Annotated in this window: 14 protein-coding genes; 5 read left to right on the forward strand and 9 right to left on the reverse strand. The window is 53.2% G+C overall.

Annotated features, from left to right (window positions below; genetic code table 11):
• Both MIH19_RS01265 and msrA read left to right on the forward strand, forming a co-directional pair.
• On the forward strand, window positions 1–1500 hold the full coding sequence (locus MIH19_RS01265; protein WP_249007187.1) for an ATP-binding protein: 1500 nt from the start codon (window positions 1–3) through the stop codon (window positions 1498–1500).
• A 79-nt stretch (window positions 1501–1579) separates the two neighbouring features.
• Window positions 1580–2779, forward strand: a complete 1200-nt coding sequence (gene msrA, locus MIH19_RS01270; RefSeq protein ID WP_249007188.1) for a peptide-methionine (S)-S-oxide reductase MsrA — start codon at window positions 1580–1582, stop codon at window positions 2777–2779.
• A gap of 47 nt (window positions 2780–2826) precedes the next feature.
• Here the strand turns inward: msrA and MIH19_RS01275 are convergent, their stop codons facing one another.
• Together MIH19_RS01275 and MIH19_RS01280 are read right to left on the reverse strand one after the other, a co-directional pair.
• Entirely contained in the window at window positions 2827–3564 is a 738-nt protein-coding gene (locus MIH19_RS01275) for a 3'-5' exonuclease (protein WP_249007189.1), read from the reverse strand.
• Window positions 3554–5440 (reverse strand): DUF294 nucleotidyltransferase-like domain-containing protein, encoded by a 1887-nt coding sequence (locus MIH19_RS01280; RefSeq protein ID WP_249009078.1) that lies wholly within the window; start codon window positions 5438–5440, stop codon window positions 3554–3556. The genes MIH19_RS01275 and MIH19_RS01280 overlap by 11 nt, the downstream gene beginning before the upstream one ends.
• A 279-nt stretch (window positions 5441–5719) precedes the next feature.
• Here MIH19_RS01280 and MIH19_RS01285 point away from each other — a divergent pair, with 279 nt between their 5' ends.
• The gene (locus tag MIH19_RS01285; RefSeq protein ID WP_249007190.1) at window positions 5720–7780 is read left to right on the forward strand and encodes a bifunctional diguanylate cyclase/phosphodiesterase; all 2061 of its coding nucleotides are present in this window, start codon (window positions 5720–5722) and stop codon (window positions 7778–7780) included.
• A gap of 60 nt (window positions 7781–7840) precedes the next feature.
• Here the strand turns inward: MIH19_RS01285 and gntR are convergent, their stop codons facing one another.
• From gntR to MIH19_RS01310, 5 genes are all read right to left on the reverse strand, one after another.
• Window positions 7841–8836 (reverse strand): gluconate operon transcriptional repressor GntR, encoded by a 996-nt coding sequence (gene gntR, locus MIH19_RS01290; protein ID WP_249007191.1) that lies wholly within the window; start codon window positions 8834–8836, stop codon window positions 7841–7843.
• Between the two features lie 17 nt (window positions 8837–8853).
• Window positions 8854–9393 (reverse strand): gluconokinase, encoded by a 540-nt coding sequence (locus MIH19_RS01295; protein ID WP_249007192.1) that lies wholly within the window; start codon window positions 9391–9393, stop codon window positions 8854–8856.
• A 13-nt stretch (window positions 9394–9406) separates the two neighbouring features.
• A complete protein-coding gene (locus MIH19_RS01300) occupies window positions 9407–10687 on the reverse strand; it encodes a TRAP transporter large permease (RefSeq protein WP_249007193.1) in 1281 nt (426 codons plus the stop codon).
• A gap of 2 nt (window positions 10688–10689) precedes the next feature.
• Window positions 10690–11283, reverse strand: a complete 594-nt coding sequence (locus tag MIH19_RS01305; RefSeq protein ID WP_249007194.1) for a TRAP transporter small permease — start codon at window positions 11281–11283, stop codon at window positions 10690–10692.
• 70 nt (window positions 11284–11353) lie between these two features.
• Window positions 11354–12427, reverse strand: coding sequence for a TRAP transporter substrate-binding protein (locus tag MIH19_RS01310; RefSeq protein ID WP_249007195.1), 1074 nt, complete (start codon window positions 12425–12427; stop codon window positions 11354–11356).
• A gap of 424 nt (window positions 12428–12851) precedes the next feature.
• Between MIH19_RS01310 and MIH19_RS01315 the strand changes: the two genes are divergently transcribed.
• Entirely contained in the window at window positions 12852–13502 is a 651-nt protein-coding gene (locus tag MIH19_RS01315; RefSeq protein ID WP_249007196.1) for a bifunctional 4-hydroxy-2-oxoglutarate aldolase/2-dehydro-3-deoxy-phosphogluconate aldolase, read from the forward strand.
• A 91-nt stretch (window positions 13503–13593) separates the two neighbouring features.
• The gene (gene edd / locus MIH19_RS01320) at window positions 13594–15414 is read left to right on the forward strand and encodes a phosphogluconate dehydratase (RefSeq protein ID WP_249007197.1); all 1821 of its coding nucleotides are present in this window, start codon (window positions 13594–13596) and stop codon (window positions 15412–15414) included.
• A 165-nt stretch (window positions 15415–15579) separates the two neighbouring features.
• On the opposite strand, the gene MIH19_RS01325 is transcribed toward edd, so the two are convergent.
• Both MIH19_RS01325 and cobT read right to left on the reverse strand, forming a co-directional pair.
• A complete protein-coding gene (locus MIH19_RS01325) occupies window positions 15580–16194 on the reverse strand; it encodes a histidine phosphatase family protein (RefSeq protein ID WP_249007198.1) in 615 nt (204 codons plus the stop codon).
• On the reverse strand, window positions 16187–17278 hold the full coding sequence (cobT, locus tag MIH19_RS01330) for a nicotinate-nucleotide--dimethylbenzimidazole phosphoribosyltransferase (RefSeq protein ID WP_249007199.1): 1092 nt from the start codon (window positions 17276–17278) through the stop codon (window positions 16187–16189). Before cobT ends, MIH19_RS01325 begins: the two co-directional genes overlap by 8 nt.
• Between the last annotated feature and the right edge of the window lie 90 nt (window positions 17279–17368).

The following is a 17368-nucleotide window of genomic DNA, read 5'->3' on the forward strand; positions in this document are numbered from 1 at the left end:
ATGGCTCTGCCTTTGTTGCGAACACTCTATGCTCGGTTGGCTCTGGGTTTATTTCTGCTGTTGCTGGTGATTGGCACCTTATTCAGCGCCCTGAGCTTTTATTCGGTTCGTGAATACAGTGCCGCGGTAAATCAACAGCTCAATCGTGATTTGGCCAGTCGATTAGTTGCTGACCGTAATCTGGTGACCGGTGACCAGATTAACCATCGCGAGTTAGAGCGCTTGTTCGATCTGTACATGAGCATCAACCCGAGCATTGAAATTTACCTGCTGGATTTGCAGGGCCGGATTGTTTCGTTTTCTGCCAATCCTGACAAAATCAAGCGCAATCAAGTGTCGTTGCAGCCGATTCAGACCTTGCTGACCAACCCTGACGTGTACCCATTGCCCGGCGACGACCCTCGTAGCCACGATCGCCGCAAAGTGTTTTCAGTGACACCAGTGCCCAACGCCGACAACCCGACCGGTTACCTCTATGTAGTGCTGCGAGGCGAGCAGTACGATTTTGCCGAAAGCATGGTGCACAGCAACCACTTGCTAAAAATGGCGGCGGGCGCCCTGACCCTGAGCCTGGCGGTTGGCTTGTTGGCAGGGCTGGTGTTTTTCCGCCTGTTGACCCGGCGACTAAGCCGGTTGACGGCCCGGGTAGAAGGCTTTGAGGCAAAAACAAATATAGATTTGGAGCCGCAAGCGTCGCTTTTGCCCGGCGAGCGGGGTGACGATCTGGACTATCTGAGCTTGCGCTTCGACGCAATGGCGCAGCGCATTGCCGCCCAGCTTGAACTGTTGAAAGATAAAGACCATCAGCGGCGCCAGCTTGTAGCCCAGGTATCACACGATTTACGCACGCCTTTGGCAGCGGTGCAGGGCTACCTGGAAACCCTAAGCCTGAAACAGGACTCCCTGGATCTGGATCAGCGCCGTCGTTTTTTGGCGATTGCCCTGGGGGAAACCCGCCGCCTTGGCCAGCTGGTGGATGAGCTATTCGAGCTAGCGGCCCTGGACGCCCGTGAAAAGCAGCCTAACCCTGAATGCTTCATGGTGGCCGAACTGGCGCACGACGTGGTGCAAAAACACGCCCCTGGCGCCGGGCAGAATAGCGTAAGCCTGAGTATTGGAACGGTTGAACCCGCCATGGTAAACGCTGATATTGCGATGACCGAGCGGGTACTGGACAACCTGATCAGCAACGCCATCAGCCACTCACCGGCGGGCACTAAAGTGCGGGTGAGCGTAGCGGCAGACGCGAACGGTGTGAGTATTCACGTGTCAGATTCAGGTTCGGGCATTGACGAACAGGCCCTGGCGCACATTTTTACTCCGTTCTATCAGGCGCCTGGCGCAAATCGCAGCGGCCACGCCGGGCTTGGGCTGGCCATAGCGCGGCGTATGGCAGAACTGCAGCAGGGCCACATAACTGTGCACAATCGTCCCGCTGGCGGCGCGGAATTTTTATTCTGGCTGCCTTTGGCCGACGAAAAACAATCCACGCCGTTATAAATTCGTAACATTATAGGAACGTTTTGGTGATGCCTCAGGGTTAGGATGATCATCGAACATTACTTTTAGGAGTTTTCATATGAATCGCAGACTACAAGCAATTCTTGTTGCAACGGCCATAGCGGCCAGCGGGGCGTTCTACGCAGCCTTCGCCTCCGCTGAAAAGAACATTGCCGTGAGCAATCCCTATGCGCCCACAGACTCGAACCTGGCCGTTGCCACTGTGGCCGGTGGTTGTTTCTGGTGTGTGGAAGCCGGTTACGAGAAAATCCCTGGCGTAGTGGAGGCCGTTTCTGGCTACGCTGGCGGTGAAACCCCAAACCCGACCTATCGCTCGGTGTCTTCTGGCGGAACCGGCTATACCGAAGCTGTACAGGTATATTACGACCCGCAGCAGATTACTTATGAAGGGCTATTGCAGGGCTTGTGGCGAATGATGGACCCGACCGATGATCAGGGCCAGTTCGTGGACCGCGGTACCCAGTATCGCCCGGCCATTTTCTACCACAGCCAGGAAGAAAAGCAGAAAGCGGAAGCGGCCAAAAAAGCCCTGCAGGAATCCGGTGTGTACGACAAACCGGTGGTCATCGAGATAGTTCCAGCGGGCACTTTTTACCCGGCGGAAGACTACCATCAGGATTACTACAAAAAGAACCCGGTGCGCTACAAGTTCTATACCTTTAATTCTGGCCGTTATCAGTTCATTGAAAGCGTGTATGGCTCAGATTACGAGCTGGACTTCAGCCAGTTCAAGCCAGCTGCCAACAGTACTGAAAGCGTCGGTCAGAAAACTGTAAAGGCGTCTGGTGCGAGTGCAGGATTTAATCCGGACACTTTTGTAAAGCCGCAGCAGGACGAGCTGAAAAAATTACTCAGCAGCGTTCAATACAACGTAACTCAGGAAGACGGCACCGAGCGCCCGTTTAACAACGCCTACTGGGATAACAAAGAGCCCGGGCTGTATGTAGACGTGGTATCTGGCGAGCCGCTGTATTCTTCCCGTGACCAGTACAAGTCTGGCACCGGCTGGCCCAGCTTTACCCGCCCGCTGGACCCGGCAATGGTGAAGGAGCATGAAGATCGAGCCTTCTTCACGACTCGGGTTGAAATTCGCAGCATCTATGCAGATTCCCACTTAGGGCACGTGTTTGATGACGGTCCCGCGCCGACAGGCAAGCGCTACTGCATGAACTCAGCGTCTATGCGTTTCATTCCGCTGGCGCAGATGGCCGACGCTGGCTACCGCGACTTTATTGACAAGGTAGAACCCGTTAACTGAGTTTTTTAGCAAGGCGTCACATTCAAGCCTGACCTTAGAGCTTGAACTTAAAGCCACAGATCGCTCACCGGTGTTTGCGCGCCAAAATGGTGGGCGATTTGTGCTTGTAGCAACTCTGCGGTGGCAATGGCGTCCATCAGCGCATTGTGCGCGGCGTAGTGGGGCAACCCATAACGTAAACGGCTGTCTGCCAGCCGAATAGACAACTGTTTTTGGCCCCGCCAGCTTTGCCAAAAGGTGGGCCGGCGGTCTGGGTGCAGGTGCGCTTCTATGGCCATAGTATCCAGTAGCGGAAACTGAATCCCCTCCTGCAACCGGTAGCGCAAAGCCACATCCAGAAACGGTCGTTCGATATCGCGGTAATGCACCACTGGCAGGCGCCCCGCCAGGCATTCCAGTAGCTCTGGCAAAATGTCGACCAGATCTGGCGCCTGCTCCAGATCCGCGTGGGTAATACCGTGAATCGTCACCGAAGTTTGGTGCAAGGCAAGCCTGGGCTTCACCAGCCAGTGGCGGGCTGCGCTGAGCTGTATGCCCTCCAGAGTAAATGGCACTAAGCCTACGCTGATGATGGAGTGTTCAGTAGCGTTTAGCCCGGTGGTTTCAAAATCCATCGCCACCATGGGCACCTGTGATAAAGGCGTATTCGCGTCGCAGCAACCGGCCTGGTAAAAGGCTTTCAACAAAGGATTGTTAGTGGCCTCTGTCAGGGCCTGATAGCGGCCAGGCCAGGGCACATTGGCAAAGGGCTGGGATGGCGGTGTATCCATTTCTTCAAGAGACATTGCGGGTAATCTGCGCGTTGTAGCGATACTTCAGAAATTTCTGGGCATTACTGAGCACCTGAAAAGCGTCTTTCAGGTGGCTCCGCTCGAAAGGCGAAAGGTCCTGTGGGCGCACGTTGTTGTCTGGCTCGCGCCCGGCTTCAATAGCCAACGCCTGATGGCGAATACGTACAATGGCGATAAACTCCAGAGCATCTCGCAGGTTACCAATGCCGTCGTCCAGGATCAGGCGGGTTTTGCTGATGGCTTCCAGGCGCTCGAACGAATTCTGGGCCTTGGAGCCACAAGCCAGTGCGTGTATGCGAATAAGGTCTGACAGTGGCGCCGTGCCCCGGCGTTTCAGATTAAAGGTCTTGCTGTGCTTGCCATGCTTACCGTCTTCTTCCATCACGAAATTACGGAAGAAACCCAAAGGTGGCGTGCGATTTAAGGCATTGCGCGCCATCATTGCCAAGAAGCGTTGGCTATTTGAGGCCTTTTGCGCCACCAGAGTTTTTAGCTGCTCGGCAAAATCGGTTTCCCCGTAAATACCGTCAAGATCAAAAAAGATATTGCTGTTAAGCAGGGCGCGGGCCTGGGGGTTATCAATCCAGTCGCTGAAGTAGGCTTTCCAGGCCTTCAGCGGTTGGCGCCAGCGCTCATTGGTCGCCATGATGTCACCCGTGCAGTAGGTGTAGCCGCACTCAGCCAGGCCGTCACTGACAAACTTCGCCAGTTCCAGAAAATAGGCGTCGTGTTCCTCCTCTACAAAGCTGTCGTCCAGAATCATGGCGTTGTCTTGATCGGTCACCACCAGCTGCTCATCCCGCGCCATAGAGCCCAGGGCCATAAAGCAGTAAGGCACGGGCGGCGGTCCCAGCTTTTCCTCGCCCAGTTCCAGCAGCCGTTGGGTGAAGCTACGGCCAATACCCGCCATGGCACTGCCAATCATGTGCGAGTTGGCGTCTTCATTCACCATGCGCACGAAGCTGTCGCGCACTTCCAGGCTGATTTTCTTCAGGCCTTTTACGCTGGTTTGGTGGTAAATATTACTGACCAGATACAGGCTGCTCTGGCTCTCATATTTCACGATGTCAGACAGCGCAATCACGCCGCGCACTTCGTGATCGTCCATCACCGGTAAATGATGCACGTTGTTGTGCAACATAGTCAGCATGGCCTCAAAAATGTAGTGGCTGGCCGGTATGGTGATCAGACCTTCGGTCATAATCTCGCTGATCGGTGTTTCTGAGGGCAGGGCTTCCGTAAGTGCCCGAATACGCAAGTCGCGATCGGTGATAATGCCTTTCAGCCGCGCTTCGTCGCCTTCCCCGTCCATAAGAAGCAGCGCCGACACGCTGTTTTCGGTCATGATTCGAGCCGCTTCCTGCAGCCGCACAGTATAAGGTGCAGACACGGTCTTGCGTGAAATCAGTCGGCTTACCCGCGAGGTCATCAGCTGGTTGGATTTTTCACGCCGCGATACCGCGGAGCGTAGGCGACTGCGATCTTCAATTTCCACGTAATCCGCAAACCCCTCGTCCTGTTCGAACAGATAATGGAAGGTTTCTGCCGGAATACGATAAATCAGGCTGTCTTCAAGTACGGTAGCCGGAAAGCGCACGTGTTTGTTCATTAGCAGGCCAAACTGGCCGAAAATTTCACCCTCACCAATCCGGTTGTACAGTTCGCCCGAGCGTCGAAAAATCTCTACCGCGCCGCTGCGCACGTAATACAGCGCCTTGCTGGGGTCGTTGATACGCAAAAGCTCGGTGCCGGCACGGGCATAAACAATCTCGATGGTTTCGGTAACACGGTTAACCAGTTCCTCTGGCATCTCGTTAAACGGCGAATGCTGGAGAAGGTGGTTACGAATGTCGATCAGTTCAGCCTGCATGCAGCCCCCAGAATGGATTGAATAGTGCTCGGCCAAAACTATAGCAGAAAGCACCGGTTGATCGTGGGTGATGGCGCCAAAACCGCTGGCGGCGCCAGAAGCAGCCATAAATCCGCTTACCTTGGCCTGTTTGAAGTGGAAGCGCGTATTTCATAGAACCACACTCCGAAAGCCCGGCATCTTTCAGCGCGCCGTTGTTTCAACATTCGTTGTTAGGGTCTAGGATGAGGGTAGGCACTGATTTTTATCGTCTAACTTAGAGGTAATCAAATTAGCGATATGCTACTTCATCATGCGGCCACAAGAGATTCCATTCGTCAATTATTTGATGCGGTAAAAGCTATTTCTGTTCAGGGATACGATGAAGAACGTAGAGTTGTCTATTGGAATGTAGGCAGCGAATTACTGTATGGCTACACGGAAGCAGAAGCCTTAGGCAGGAAGTTAGAAGAGCTGATCATTCCAGAATGCATGTGTAATGTTGTTGTGACATCTCATAAAAGATGGGTGGACGAAGGCGTGGAAATTCCGGCTTCAGAAATTATTTTGCGCAATAAAAATGGCCAGGATGTAAGCGTTTTTTCGAGCCATGTATTATTTGAGGATGAAAATAATAAAAAAGAGATGTATTGCATCGATATCGATTTGGCTGAGGTTAGGCAGGCCCAAGCCCAGGTGATATTTAAAGAGAATATGCTTAAGGCGGTATTTGAAGCGACTCCCGATTTGTTTTTCTTGATGCAAGAAGATGGAACGATCATTGATTATTATGTCGGTGATAAAAAAAACCTCTACGTTTTACCAAAGGATATTCTTGGTAAAAGTATGTCAGATTTTTTGCCTGAAAAAGTCGTAAAAAATTTCAAATCTCATTTTGTTAAAATTATCGAACAAGGAGGCGTGTCAAGTTTTGAATATGAGTTAAGCATGCCTCATGGATTAACTCAATTCGAAGCGAGAATTATTTATTTGCAGTCGGACAAGAAAATTGTGGTTATTGTTCGAGATATTACTGAGCAACACAAAGCCGCCGAGGTGATACGTAAGCATGCGTATTTTGACAACTTAACCTCACTGCCCAATCGGTTTTTGTCCCTTGATCGTTTGTGGCAAATGCTCAAAAAAGCGAAAAGAAATGCTGATAACGTGGCGGTATTTTTTCTGGATTTAGATGATTTTAAAAAAGTAAATGATTCATTAGGCCATGAGGTAGGCGATAAGTTGCTCGTTGAAGCCGCTAATAGGTTAAAGCTGGTCGTTCGGGAATCAGACACGGTAGGTCGCTTGGGTGGTGACGAGTTTATTGTATTGTCGCAAGCGCTTACCAACGGTCATGACGCGATTGATATTGCTGAAAATTTACTCGGAATATTCAGGGAGCCTTTCAAAATTGATGGTAGAGAATTAAGTCTGACGGTCAGCATTGGCATTGCTATCTATCCTGAAAATGGCGGTTCTGCGTCAGATTTGTTGCGTAATGCTGACACAGCTATGTATCAGGCAAAAACGTTAGGGCGTAACGCATATTCATTTTTCACGAGAGCAATGAATGACATTACGTTACGCCGTCTTGAAATAGAAGGGTATTTGCACTACGCGTTAGAGCGTGACGAATTCGAGGTTTATTATCAACCCAAGGTTAATATAGTAAATGGAAATATAATTGGTGCAGAAGCCCTACTTCGTTGGCATAATCCGGTTTTAGGCAATGTTACTCCAGATGAGTTTATCCCAATTGCCGAGCATACGGGTCTAATCGTCCCTATTGGGGAGTATGTTGTTCAACAAGCGCTTGATTTTTTGGGGGATTGGCAAAGTGCTCATCAAAAAAATTATACAATTGCAGTAAATTTGTCTCCCCGGCAGTTCAGGGATAAAAAGCTGATAGATTTCATAAAGAAATCATTGAATAACGCGAATATTAAGCCTGAAAGTTTAGAGTTTGAAGTTACCGAAGGTGTACTGATGATTGGTAATTCTTACATTGACGGTGCGCTGGCTGAACTCCATAAGTTGGGAGTTAAGTTGTCAATGGATGACTTTGGGACAGGGTATTCGTCATTAAGTTACTTGCGGAAATATTCATTCGATGTCTTAAAGATAGATCGAAGCTTTGTAAGTGGTATAACGCTAAAAAAATCAGATTGTAACCTGGTGAAAGCAACTATAGCGATGGCGCACAGCTTGGGTTTGTTGGTTGTTGCTGAGGGTGTGGAAATGCGTGAACAACTTACTTTATTGGAAGAATTGGGTTGTGACTTGGCTCAGGGATACTATTTTAGCAAACCAATACCGGCTAAAGAGTTGATTGATTTTCAGTACGCTGCAAACCGCCCATAAAACTCTGGCAGACGGAAGCCTTATCCAGAGCGCTGTTGAGCATTGATCAGCATCGTTGCGTTATAACGTCATGCCCACTTCAATACGATAGCCTAAATCTACCACCTTCTGCGTTAGCGACTCACCGCGAATACGCGCTAGCAGCTCTCTCGCTGCCGCTTCGCCGATGGCCTGACGTGGAGTGATTACGCTGGCCAATCGGGGTGTCATAACCTGCCCAACATCGTGGCCGTGAAAGCCCGCCAGTGCCATGCGCCCAGGCACGTCTACGCCGCAGCGCTGGCACTCGAAATAGGCCCCCACCGCGACGTCATCGTTGGTGCAGAAAACACCATCTGCCGCTGGGTAATCGGCAATGACCTGCTGAAGCAGCGCTGCCCCCACGCTGTATGAAGAGCGCTGGGTGCTTTGCAGGGTGACGGGCGTTAACCCGTGCTCCTCCATGGCGCGGCGATAGCCCAGCTCGCGCTGTCGGGTACGCTCATCCAGGCGCACTGCCAGGTAAATCACCTGGCGTCGCCCGCGGCGAATCATCTCGCTAACCATATCGAACGCGGCCTGAACGTTGTCATAGCCCACCGCCTGCTGCAGCGAAGGACGGTGGGTGTCCATGATTTCAACAATCGGTATACCGGCGGTTTCCAGCATGCGCAGGCTGCGCGGGGTATGGTCACGATCGGACAGAATCACCCCGTCTACGTTATAGGAGAGCAGCGAGGCCAAACTACGCTCTTCAAGCTCGGGGCTATAACCGTAGTGAGAAAGCATCAGGTGATAGCCCGCCGGCTCCGTTAGCGTCTCTATGCCAACAATGACATCGGCAAATACCTGGTTGGTGAGAGACGGTACCAGCACTCCTATCGAATGGCTGGTTGCTCTAGAGAGCAAATCAGGCGCACGGTTTGGAATATAACCAATCTGTTCAGCAATCAAGAAAATGCGATCACGAAGACCCTGCGAGACCGTTTCAGGGTCTCGCAGGCAGCGGCTTACCGTCATTTTGGTCGCCCCCACATGGTCGGCAATATCCTGCAGGGTCGGGCGTTTTTTCTTCACAAGGGTAACTCCAATGCCTATGTCTCCGTGTAGCTTGGCGTGGGACCAGATAGCGCCAACGTGGCAGAAAATTGATCAACAATTTCCTTGGGCGACAAAGAAATCGAGGCGTTGAAAGCTTCCTTGCCACTGGGGGGCTCCAGGTCGGCCAGTTGACTGGCCAACATGGTATCGCCTTTGAAAAAGTGGCCTGCACGGGTTTCCAAACGTTGCATCAGCAGCTCCCGGCGGCCCTCTAAATAGAGGATGTGCAGCGCCGGGTCACCTTCGCGCAAACGGTCGCGGTAACGTTTTTTCAATCCCGAACAGGCAATCACCAGCGATAAATCCTGCCTTTGATAGCCTGCCAATAACGCCGCCAGCGTAGCCAGCCACTCGCTCCGGTCATTGTCATTGAGCGGTGTGCCGCTGGCCATTTTAGCCACATTGGCGGGTGAATGGTGATCGTCACCGTCAATAAACGTCGCCCCTACGCTTAGCGCCAACTGACGGCCAATATGCGATTTACCCGAGCCGGACACACCCATCACTAAAACACGATGCGAGAGGGTCTTCACAGAAGCTCTCCTATTAATTGCCGCGCACGGCGGTCAGGTCAGGCAGCCAGGTAACGATGTCCGGGACGGCAATCAGGATCACCAGCACGACGAGAAGTGCCGCGTAATAAGGCAACATGGCTTTGACCAGAGATTCCATAGAGACCTTGCCCACGCCGCAACCTACGTAAAGGCAGGTGCCCACTGGCGGAGTTAATAGCCCAATACCTAAGACAAACGCCATCAGTACGCCAAAGTAGGCCGCATCGACGCCCACTGAGGTCACAATAGGCGCCAGCATGGGCGCCATGATCACCATCGCTGGGGTTAAGTCCATTACAAAGCCAATTAACAGCAGCAAAAAGGCAACAATTAATAGCAGCAGGAATGGGTCTTGAGTGATCGTCTTGACCTGGCCGACCAGGGTTTGCGGCACCATATTGATGGTTAAAAACCAGGCAATCACCGTCGCAAACGCCAGCAGCATCATCACCATGCCGGTCAAACGGGCAGTGCGAATCAGCATGCCGCCCAGCTCTTTGAGCTTAAATTCACGATAAACCACCAGCGAAATAGCCAGGGCATAGAGCAGTGCCGCTACGGCGGCTTCCGTGGCAGTAAAAACGCCGCCGATAATACCGCCAATCACAATGATCGGTAGCACTAACGCAAGCCAGGCCGCTTTAAAGGCCTTCCAGAGACGATCCCAACGGAACTTTTGCACACCACCGCCCTGCTTGCTGGCGAGAATATAGGTGGTCACCATCAGCGCAAAGCCAATCAGTAATCCTGGAATAATACCGGCGATGAATAGGCGACTGATGGATGTTTCGGTGACAATACCGTACAGAATGAGCGGAATTGACGGCGGGATAATGATCCCGATCACCGATGACACGGTATTGATGGCTGTGGCATTGGCTGCGGTGTAACCCTGTTCTTTCATCGAAGGAATCATCATCGCGCCGGTGGCCGCCGTATCAGCCACCGCTGAACCACTGATGCCGCCGAAGAACATTGACCCGGTGATGGCTACCTGCCCCAACCCGCCGCGCATAAAGCCGACCAGCGCGCCAGCCAACTCCATCAAACGGCGAGCGATGCCGCCATGACTCATCACCTCACCCATTAAAATAAAGAACGGGATCGCCAGCAATGGAAAGCTGTTAACACCGCGAATAGACTGCTCGATCATGATCGACAGCGGAATATCAGAGAGTACCGCCATCACCAGTGCCGCCACGCCTAAACCAAAGGCAATGGGTAGCCCAATAACAATAGAGGCCAATAAAATAGTCAGAAAAATCCATAGCATGATTAACGTTCCCGCTCTGTGTGGCGAATAACGTTCAGGCTGACCCACATCCGCCAAATCGATACCGCCGCAATAAAGATGACGCACAGCACCAGCGAAAGGCTGATAAAACTCAGCGGCACGTCCATAATCGCCGAACGTCCACTTGAACGCGTCAGCACTTGGTAGCCACCCCAAATCATCACCACCATCAGGCCGGTGATAATCAGGTGCTGCAGGAGATAAAGCATATGCGCCACGCGCAGCGGCAGGCGCCGCACCAGGGCGTCGACGGCAATGTGCTCATAGCGGGAAAACGCCGCGGCGGCGCCGATAAATACCAGCCATATAAACAGCATACGCGCTAGCTCATCTGCCCACGGCAGCGAGTTATTAAACAGCGCACGACCGACCACGTTGCAGGAAACGGACACAATCAACGCGACTAGAATAGCGCCGATTAGATACTCCATACCTAAGGTGAGCCAGCGAAACGGCGCCGGGCCCTGGTGGGTATCAGTATCGATTTCCAATAGCTTGCGGTTGGGGTCGTCCAGATACACCGATGGATCTTCGACCGGCGAGGGGTCAGTAGGGGGCGTAGAGGAGGATGACATAGGAACTCCAGGGGCACTGACACGTTGGGCAGGCGCAATGGCCTGCCCGATGGCGCGCTAAACATAAGATTTAGTTGCTGCTCTTCTCAGCAATCTTTTGAATGTCGGCGATCAGGTCTTCGCCAATGCGCGGAGCCCATTCTTCATAAACCGGCTGAACGGCGTCTTGGAAGGCGGCTAGCTGCTCATCATTCAGGCTGGTAATTTCCATGCCACGCTCTATTAGCTGGTCGCGCGACCAATCATCGTACTCAGCAGACAGCTGAATCTGGTATTTAGCGGACTGACGTGCTGCTTCCAGCACCAGTTCTTGATACTCGGGCGCCATACGGTCCCAGGTGCGCTCGGAAAGCATCATGATGAACGGTGTATAGACGTGGCGTGTTTCAGTGCCATAATCCTGAACTTCGTTGAAGTTAGAGGACAGAATGGTGCTCCATGGGTTTTCCTGGCCATCAACGACGCCCTGCTCCATAGCGGAAAACAGCTCACCAAAAGCCATCGGCGTTGGGTTAGCGCCCAAGGCTTCCCATATAGCCAGATGTACGGGGTTTTCCATTGTGCGGACGCTTAATCCGCGTACATCCAGCCCTGCAACATCCTCAGGGCTAGCCACCGGGCGAGCGCTGTTAGAAAGCTGACGGTAACCGTTTTCAGAGAAGGTCAGGGCTTTTAAACCGGTGCCTTCGAATGCGTCCAGCATGCCCTGGGCCACGTCGCTGCGCATGACAGCCACAGCGGCTTCACGACTAGGCAGTAGAAACGGCAAGTCGAAGGCAGCAAGCTCCTCAACGTAGCCCGTGGTTGCTGAGCTAGACGGATAGGTCATATCCAGCGTGCCCGTTTGCAGCATTTCCATCATCTGTACGTCGTCGCCTAACTGGCTGTTAGGAAACACGTTAACGGTAATGCGGCCGTCAGTGCGCTGCTTCAGAATTTCACCAAAGTATTGGCTGGAAATGAACTGCGGCGAACTTTCAGAAAGGCCAATACCCATGCGTAGGGTATGCGAACCGTGGTCGCCCACTAGCTCGCCATTAATTTCAGGGGGATCTGAGAGTTCTGGACTCTGGGCATGGGCCATCCCAAAGGTCAGGGTGGTCGCACCGAGCAGGGTAAGCGTGCTGCGCCAAATAGCGGTCATAGCGTTATCTCCAAATACTTGTTGTTGTTAATGGCTAAGTGATTATTGACTGCATCGAAGCTCGGCGATTTGTTACCGGTAACATTCAATAAGCAAAGGCTAGCTACTTACCCAGGGCGTGTCAAAAAAAACTGCCAACTTACGACTAACGCCCAAGGAAACGCTGATCAAAAGCGTGGTTTTTAAAAAATCGTAAAGCTGACTCTGCAGGAACAGAATTTTATCGAGGTGAGAGTTGCTAACCGAATTGTGCGGGCAATGGCCCCTGAGGGCTGGGTTTCAATTCGATATTCGGTAGTAAAAATGTCAAAAAAGAATTTTTAGTTGGTATTTCGCGTTGCAGCTGTCAGTGTTTACCTATAATTACTACAAAATAGCGTAATCAGCGACTTCCCGAGGTCGCCTGATAAACTGAGAGAATAGAATGTCGCAGCTATCCATGCATCATCGTCATCAAATTCAAGCCATGCTTGCAGCCTGCCCGTTGGTGCCTGTTATCACCATCCAGCACCCCGACCATGCGGTACCGCTTGGCAGAGCTTTGGTGGCGGGTGGTATACGCATTCTTGAAGTCACACTGCGCACGGAACATGGTCTCGGCGCGATACGGCAATTGCGCAAGGCGTTGCCGGATGTCTGGGTAGGCGCTGGCACCGTTACACAGGTTGGCCAGTACCGAGAAGCGGAAGCAGCAGGGGCACAGTTTGTAATTACCCCGGGGGTAACGGAGCAGCTTCTTGCTTATGGGCTGAATGCTCAGGCTCCCTTGCTGCCAGGCATTTCAACCATCTCTGAAATGATGATGGGCTACGCCATGGGGTATCGGGAATTTAAGCTCTTTCCGGCGGAGATTGTCGGTGGCATAAAGGCATTGCAGGCATTTTCAGGACCGTTTGCGGATGTGACCTTTTGTCCGACCGGCGGCATTCGCCGTGAAACTGCGAAGGATTATCTGGCTTTGGATAACGTAGTGGCGGTCGGCGGTACCTGGTTAACGCCGAAAGACCGGATCGAGGCCGGAGATTGGCGCGCTATTACCGACCTTGTGTCGGGAAGTCTGAACGATATTGCCTGATTTTTCTGCCAGCAGCGCTATCACACGCTGCTGGCAGCAGATTGTTGGATCCCCCTGCTTTCACGAAACAAATAATGGTTGGAGAAAATCTATGCACGCCACAGTTAATAAGGTTACACGGCGCATCATTGAACGCAGCCGCAGCACGCGAGACGACTATCTCAACCGAATGAACATCCTGAAGGAGTCATCGCCTCAGCGCAGTGTGTTGTCTTGCGGCAACCTCGCTCATGGCTTCGCTGCCTGTGGCAGTGGTGACAAGAACACTCTCAAGTTAATGAACAAGGCCAATGTGGCTATTGTTTCGGCCTACAACGATATGTTGTCAGCCCATCAGCCTTACCAATGCTTTCCGGATCTGATTCGTAAGGCGGCCAACGGTATGGGCTCCGTTGCCCAGTTTGCCGGGGGAACGCCGGCGATGTGCGACGGGGTGACTCAGGGCCAGCCTGGTATGGAACTCAGCCTGTTTTCCCGGGATGTGATTGCCATGAGCACTGCGGTCGCCTTGAGCCACAACATGTTTGATGCCACTGTTTTATTGGGCATCTGTGACAAGATCGTGCCGGGGCTATTGATTGGTTCGCTAAGCTTTGGTTACCTGCCGACCATACTGATGCCGGCGGGGCCCATGCCGTCAGGCTTGCCAAACAAGGAAAAACAGCGCATTCGCCAGTTGTATGCCGAGGGCAAGGTGGGCAAGGATGAGCTGCTTGAAGCAGAGAGCAAGTCCTACCACAGCCCGGGAACCTGCACGTTTTACGGTACCGCGAACAGTAACCAGTTGCTGGTTGAGGTTATGGGGCTGCATCTGCCGGGCGCTGCGTTTATCAATCCCAACACACCTTTGCGGGACGAGCTGACGCGGGCCGCCACCGAGCAGGTCGTGAAGCTGTCGAAGCCAAACGGGGGCACGCTGGGGCTGGCGGACATGGTGGACGAAAAGAGCATCGTAAACGCGCTTGTAGCTCTGCTGGTCACCGGTGGTTCCACTAATCACACGATTCACTGGATCGCTATTGCAAGGGCGGCCGGTATCATTATTGACTGGAATGATTACGCGGAGCTGTCGTCAGTGGTGCCATCGATGACGCGTATTTATCCCAATGGTGAGGAAGACATCAACGCCTTTCATGATGCTGGCGGTACGCCATTTTTGATTCGTGAGTTGTTGTCTGAGGGATATCTCCACGAAGATGTTGAAACGGTAGTCGGTCGGGGGCTTGAGCAATACACCCGCATGCCATCTATAAAGGATGACAAACTGATATGGTCGCCGGCTGCTGCGGAAACCCAGGCCCCGACCGTACTGAGCAGCGCTGCAGAACCTTTCGCTCCCGACGGCGGCATGAAAGTGCTGGATGGCAATCTTGGCAGAGGCGTGATCAAGGTGTCGGCGGTGAAAAAAGAGCACCACAGGGTGGAAGCTCCAGCGGTTATTTTTGATCACCAGAATGACCTGAAGGCAGCCTTTGACGCGGGTGAGCTGGATAAGGATTGCGTGGTTGTGGTGCGATTCCAGGGGCCGAGAGCCAATGGCATGCCGGAGTTGCACAAGTTAACTCCCTATCTGGGCGTGTTGCAGGATCGCGGGTTTCATGTTGCTTTGGTAACGGATGGCCGTATGTCCGGTGCCTCCGGTAAGGTGCCGGCTGCGATTCATGTATACCCGGAAGCCGCCAATGGTGGTCCGCTGTCGAAAATCCGTAACGGGGATATCATCTGTGTCGATGCAGAAGCCGGTAAACTAGCCATCGCGCTCACGGATGAGGAACTGGATCAGCGGGCGCAGGTCACGGTGGATCTGAGTGCATCCCATACCGGTTTGGGGCGTGAAATGTTTGGATGGATGCGCCGTGCTGCCAGCAACCCGGAGGAGGGTGCAAGTTTTTTCTGGAATCACGATGCGTAACCGCAGCGAAGCGGCTTAAAACGGGAAGAGGGGCCAAATGAGCGCAACGAAGCAACGCATCCAGCCCGAATTTGAATGGGTTGAGCAAGGTCTTTGCCGGCAACTACATAGGGAACTTTGTCCCTAACAGTTTGATTCTGGTGGGCCCGAATCTTCCCCTAATGGTCAGTCGCTGATTAAACCGTGCCCGATCAGGCTTTGAAATCGGCCGTGGCTGGAGGTGTTGACCTGGATGCGGCTGCGGCATGCGTAAGGTGTGCTTATGCCGGAAAATGCATGTTCCAGCGGTATGTGCAGCACATCAGCTGCTATCATCCGCACAATCCCGCCGTGGCAAACGATCAACACCCGCTTGCCCGCAAGCTGTTCCTGCCAGTGATACCAACGCGCAATTACCCGGGTCTGAAAGTCGCTGACCGGTTCGCCTGAGGGAGGGGTGTTGGTGACCGGATTGGCCCAGAACTGGCTCAGGCGTTCGCCATCGGTGGCCATGACTTCTTCAGCAGTGCGGCCTTCCCAATCGCCGAAGCTGATTTCCCGCAGGTCGTCATCAAGATGCAGGGGGATTTGATAGCGTTCCGCCAGTTCCCGCGCAAAATGAACGCAGCGCAGCATGGGTGAGCTCACAATAACGTCCCAGTGATCTGCGCTGGTAATGGCATTGCGCATTTGCTGCCACCCGGCAGTGCTAAGAGGGTCGTCTTTACTGCCCCGATACATGGGCCCGCCTTCCGGTTCGCCATGGCGGATTACATCAAAAATCGTGGTGGTGTCAGTCATTGCGGCTGTTCGCTCCAGATTCAGGTGCATCATTCTGACCGTTATCTACGCCCGCGGTGTCAAAACTGGCCATATTATTGTGCAGAGCGCAGGCTGCGCGTATCAACGGAACCGCCAACGCTGCTCCGCTGCCCTCGCCCAGCCGCATGCCCATGTCCAATAGCGGTGTGGCCTTTAATGCGTCCAGAATAGCCTGGTGGCCGGGCTCGGCAGAGCGATGAGAAAACAACAGCCAGGCGCGAATATCGGGCTGTTCACTCACCGCGATCAGCGCGGCTACCGACACAATAAAACCGTCTATCAGTACCGGTATGCCTCGGGCAGCACAGCCTGAAATGGCGCCGGCCAGAGCGGCAATTTCGAAGCCACCAACGGCCTTGAGTACCGCCATGGGGGTTTGGTCATCGTTGTGGCGTTGCAGTGCCCGAATAATCACTTCGGCTTTGTGCCGCACCCCGGCGCTGTCGAGGCCCGTACCCGGGCCAGCCAGGCGCATTGGGTTTTTATTCAACAGTGCGCAGGCGATGGCGGCCGCAGACGTGGTGTTGCCAATACCCATTTCGCCGCCAATAAACAGATGGCAACCAGCGCGGTAAGCGCGCTCTGCAGCTTCATCACCAAAGTGTATGGCCTTGGTGACCTGCTGGCTGGTCATTGCGTCTATCTCTACAAAGTTACGGGTGCTGGGCGCAATGCGGGCGTTAATCACACCCGGCAGATCCGGCGTGTCGGTAACGGTACCCAGGTTGATCACTTCCAGCGTCGCACCTAACAGTTTTGCCAGCACACTGATGGCGGCGCCGCCGTTGGCAAAATTGGCAATCATCTGAGCGGTGACGGCTTGCGGATAGGCAGAAATAGCCTCCGCGCAAACACCATGGTCGCCGGCAAAAATGCTGATATGAATCTTGTCAGCTACTGGCAGCTCGGAGCTTTGCATGCTGGCCAGCTGTGTCGCAATGGCCTCAAGCCGGCCCAATGATCCCACAGGCTTGGTCAGCGTGTTCTGGCGCTGTATGGCAAGCTCCAGAAAATGGGCGGAAGGAAGCGCGGGGGGGTTGGTCCAACTGACGGGAAATAACATGATAATTACCTGTAAACTGCAAGCGCGTAGCGCCACGGCGATGGCAAACAATGTAAAAGCCGATGCCGAGGCGATAGTTAGGGCGATAGG

Origin of the sequence: Marinobacter sp. M1C (assembly GCF_023314135.1) — a bacterium.
GTDB lineage: Bacteria > Pseudomonadota > Gammaproteobacteria > Pseudomonadales > Oleiphilaceae > Marinobacter.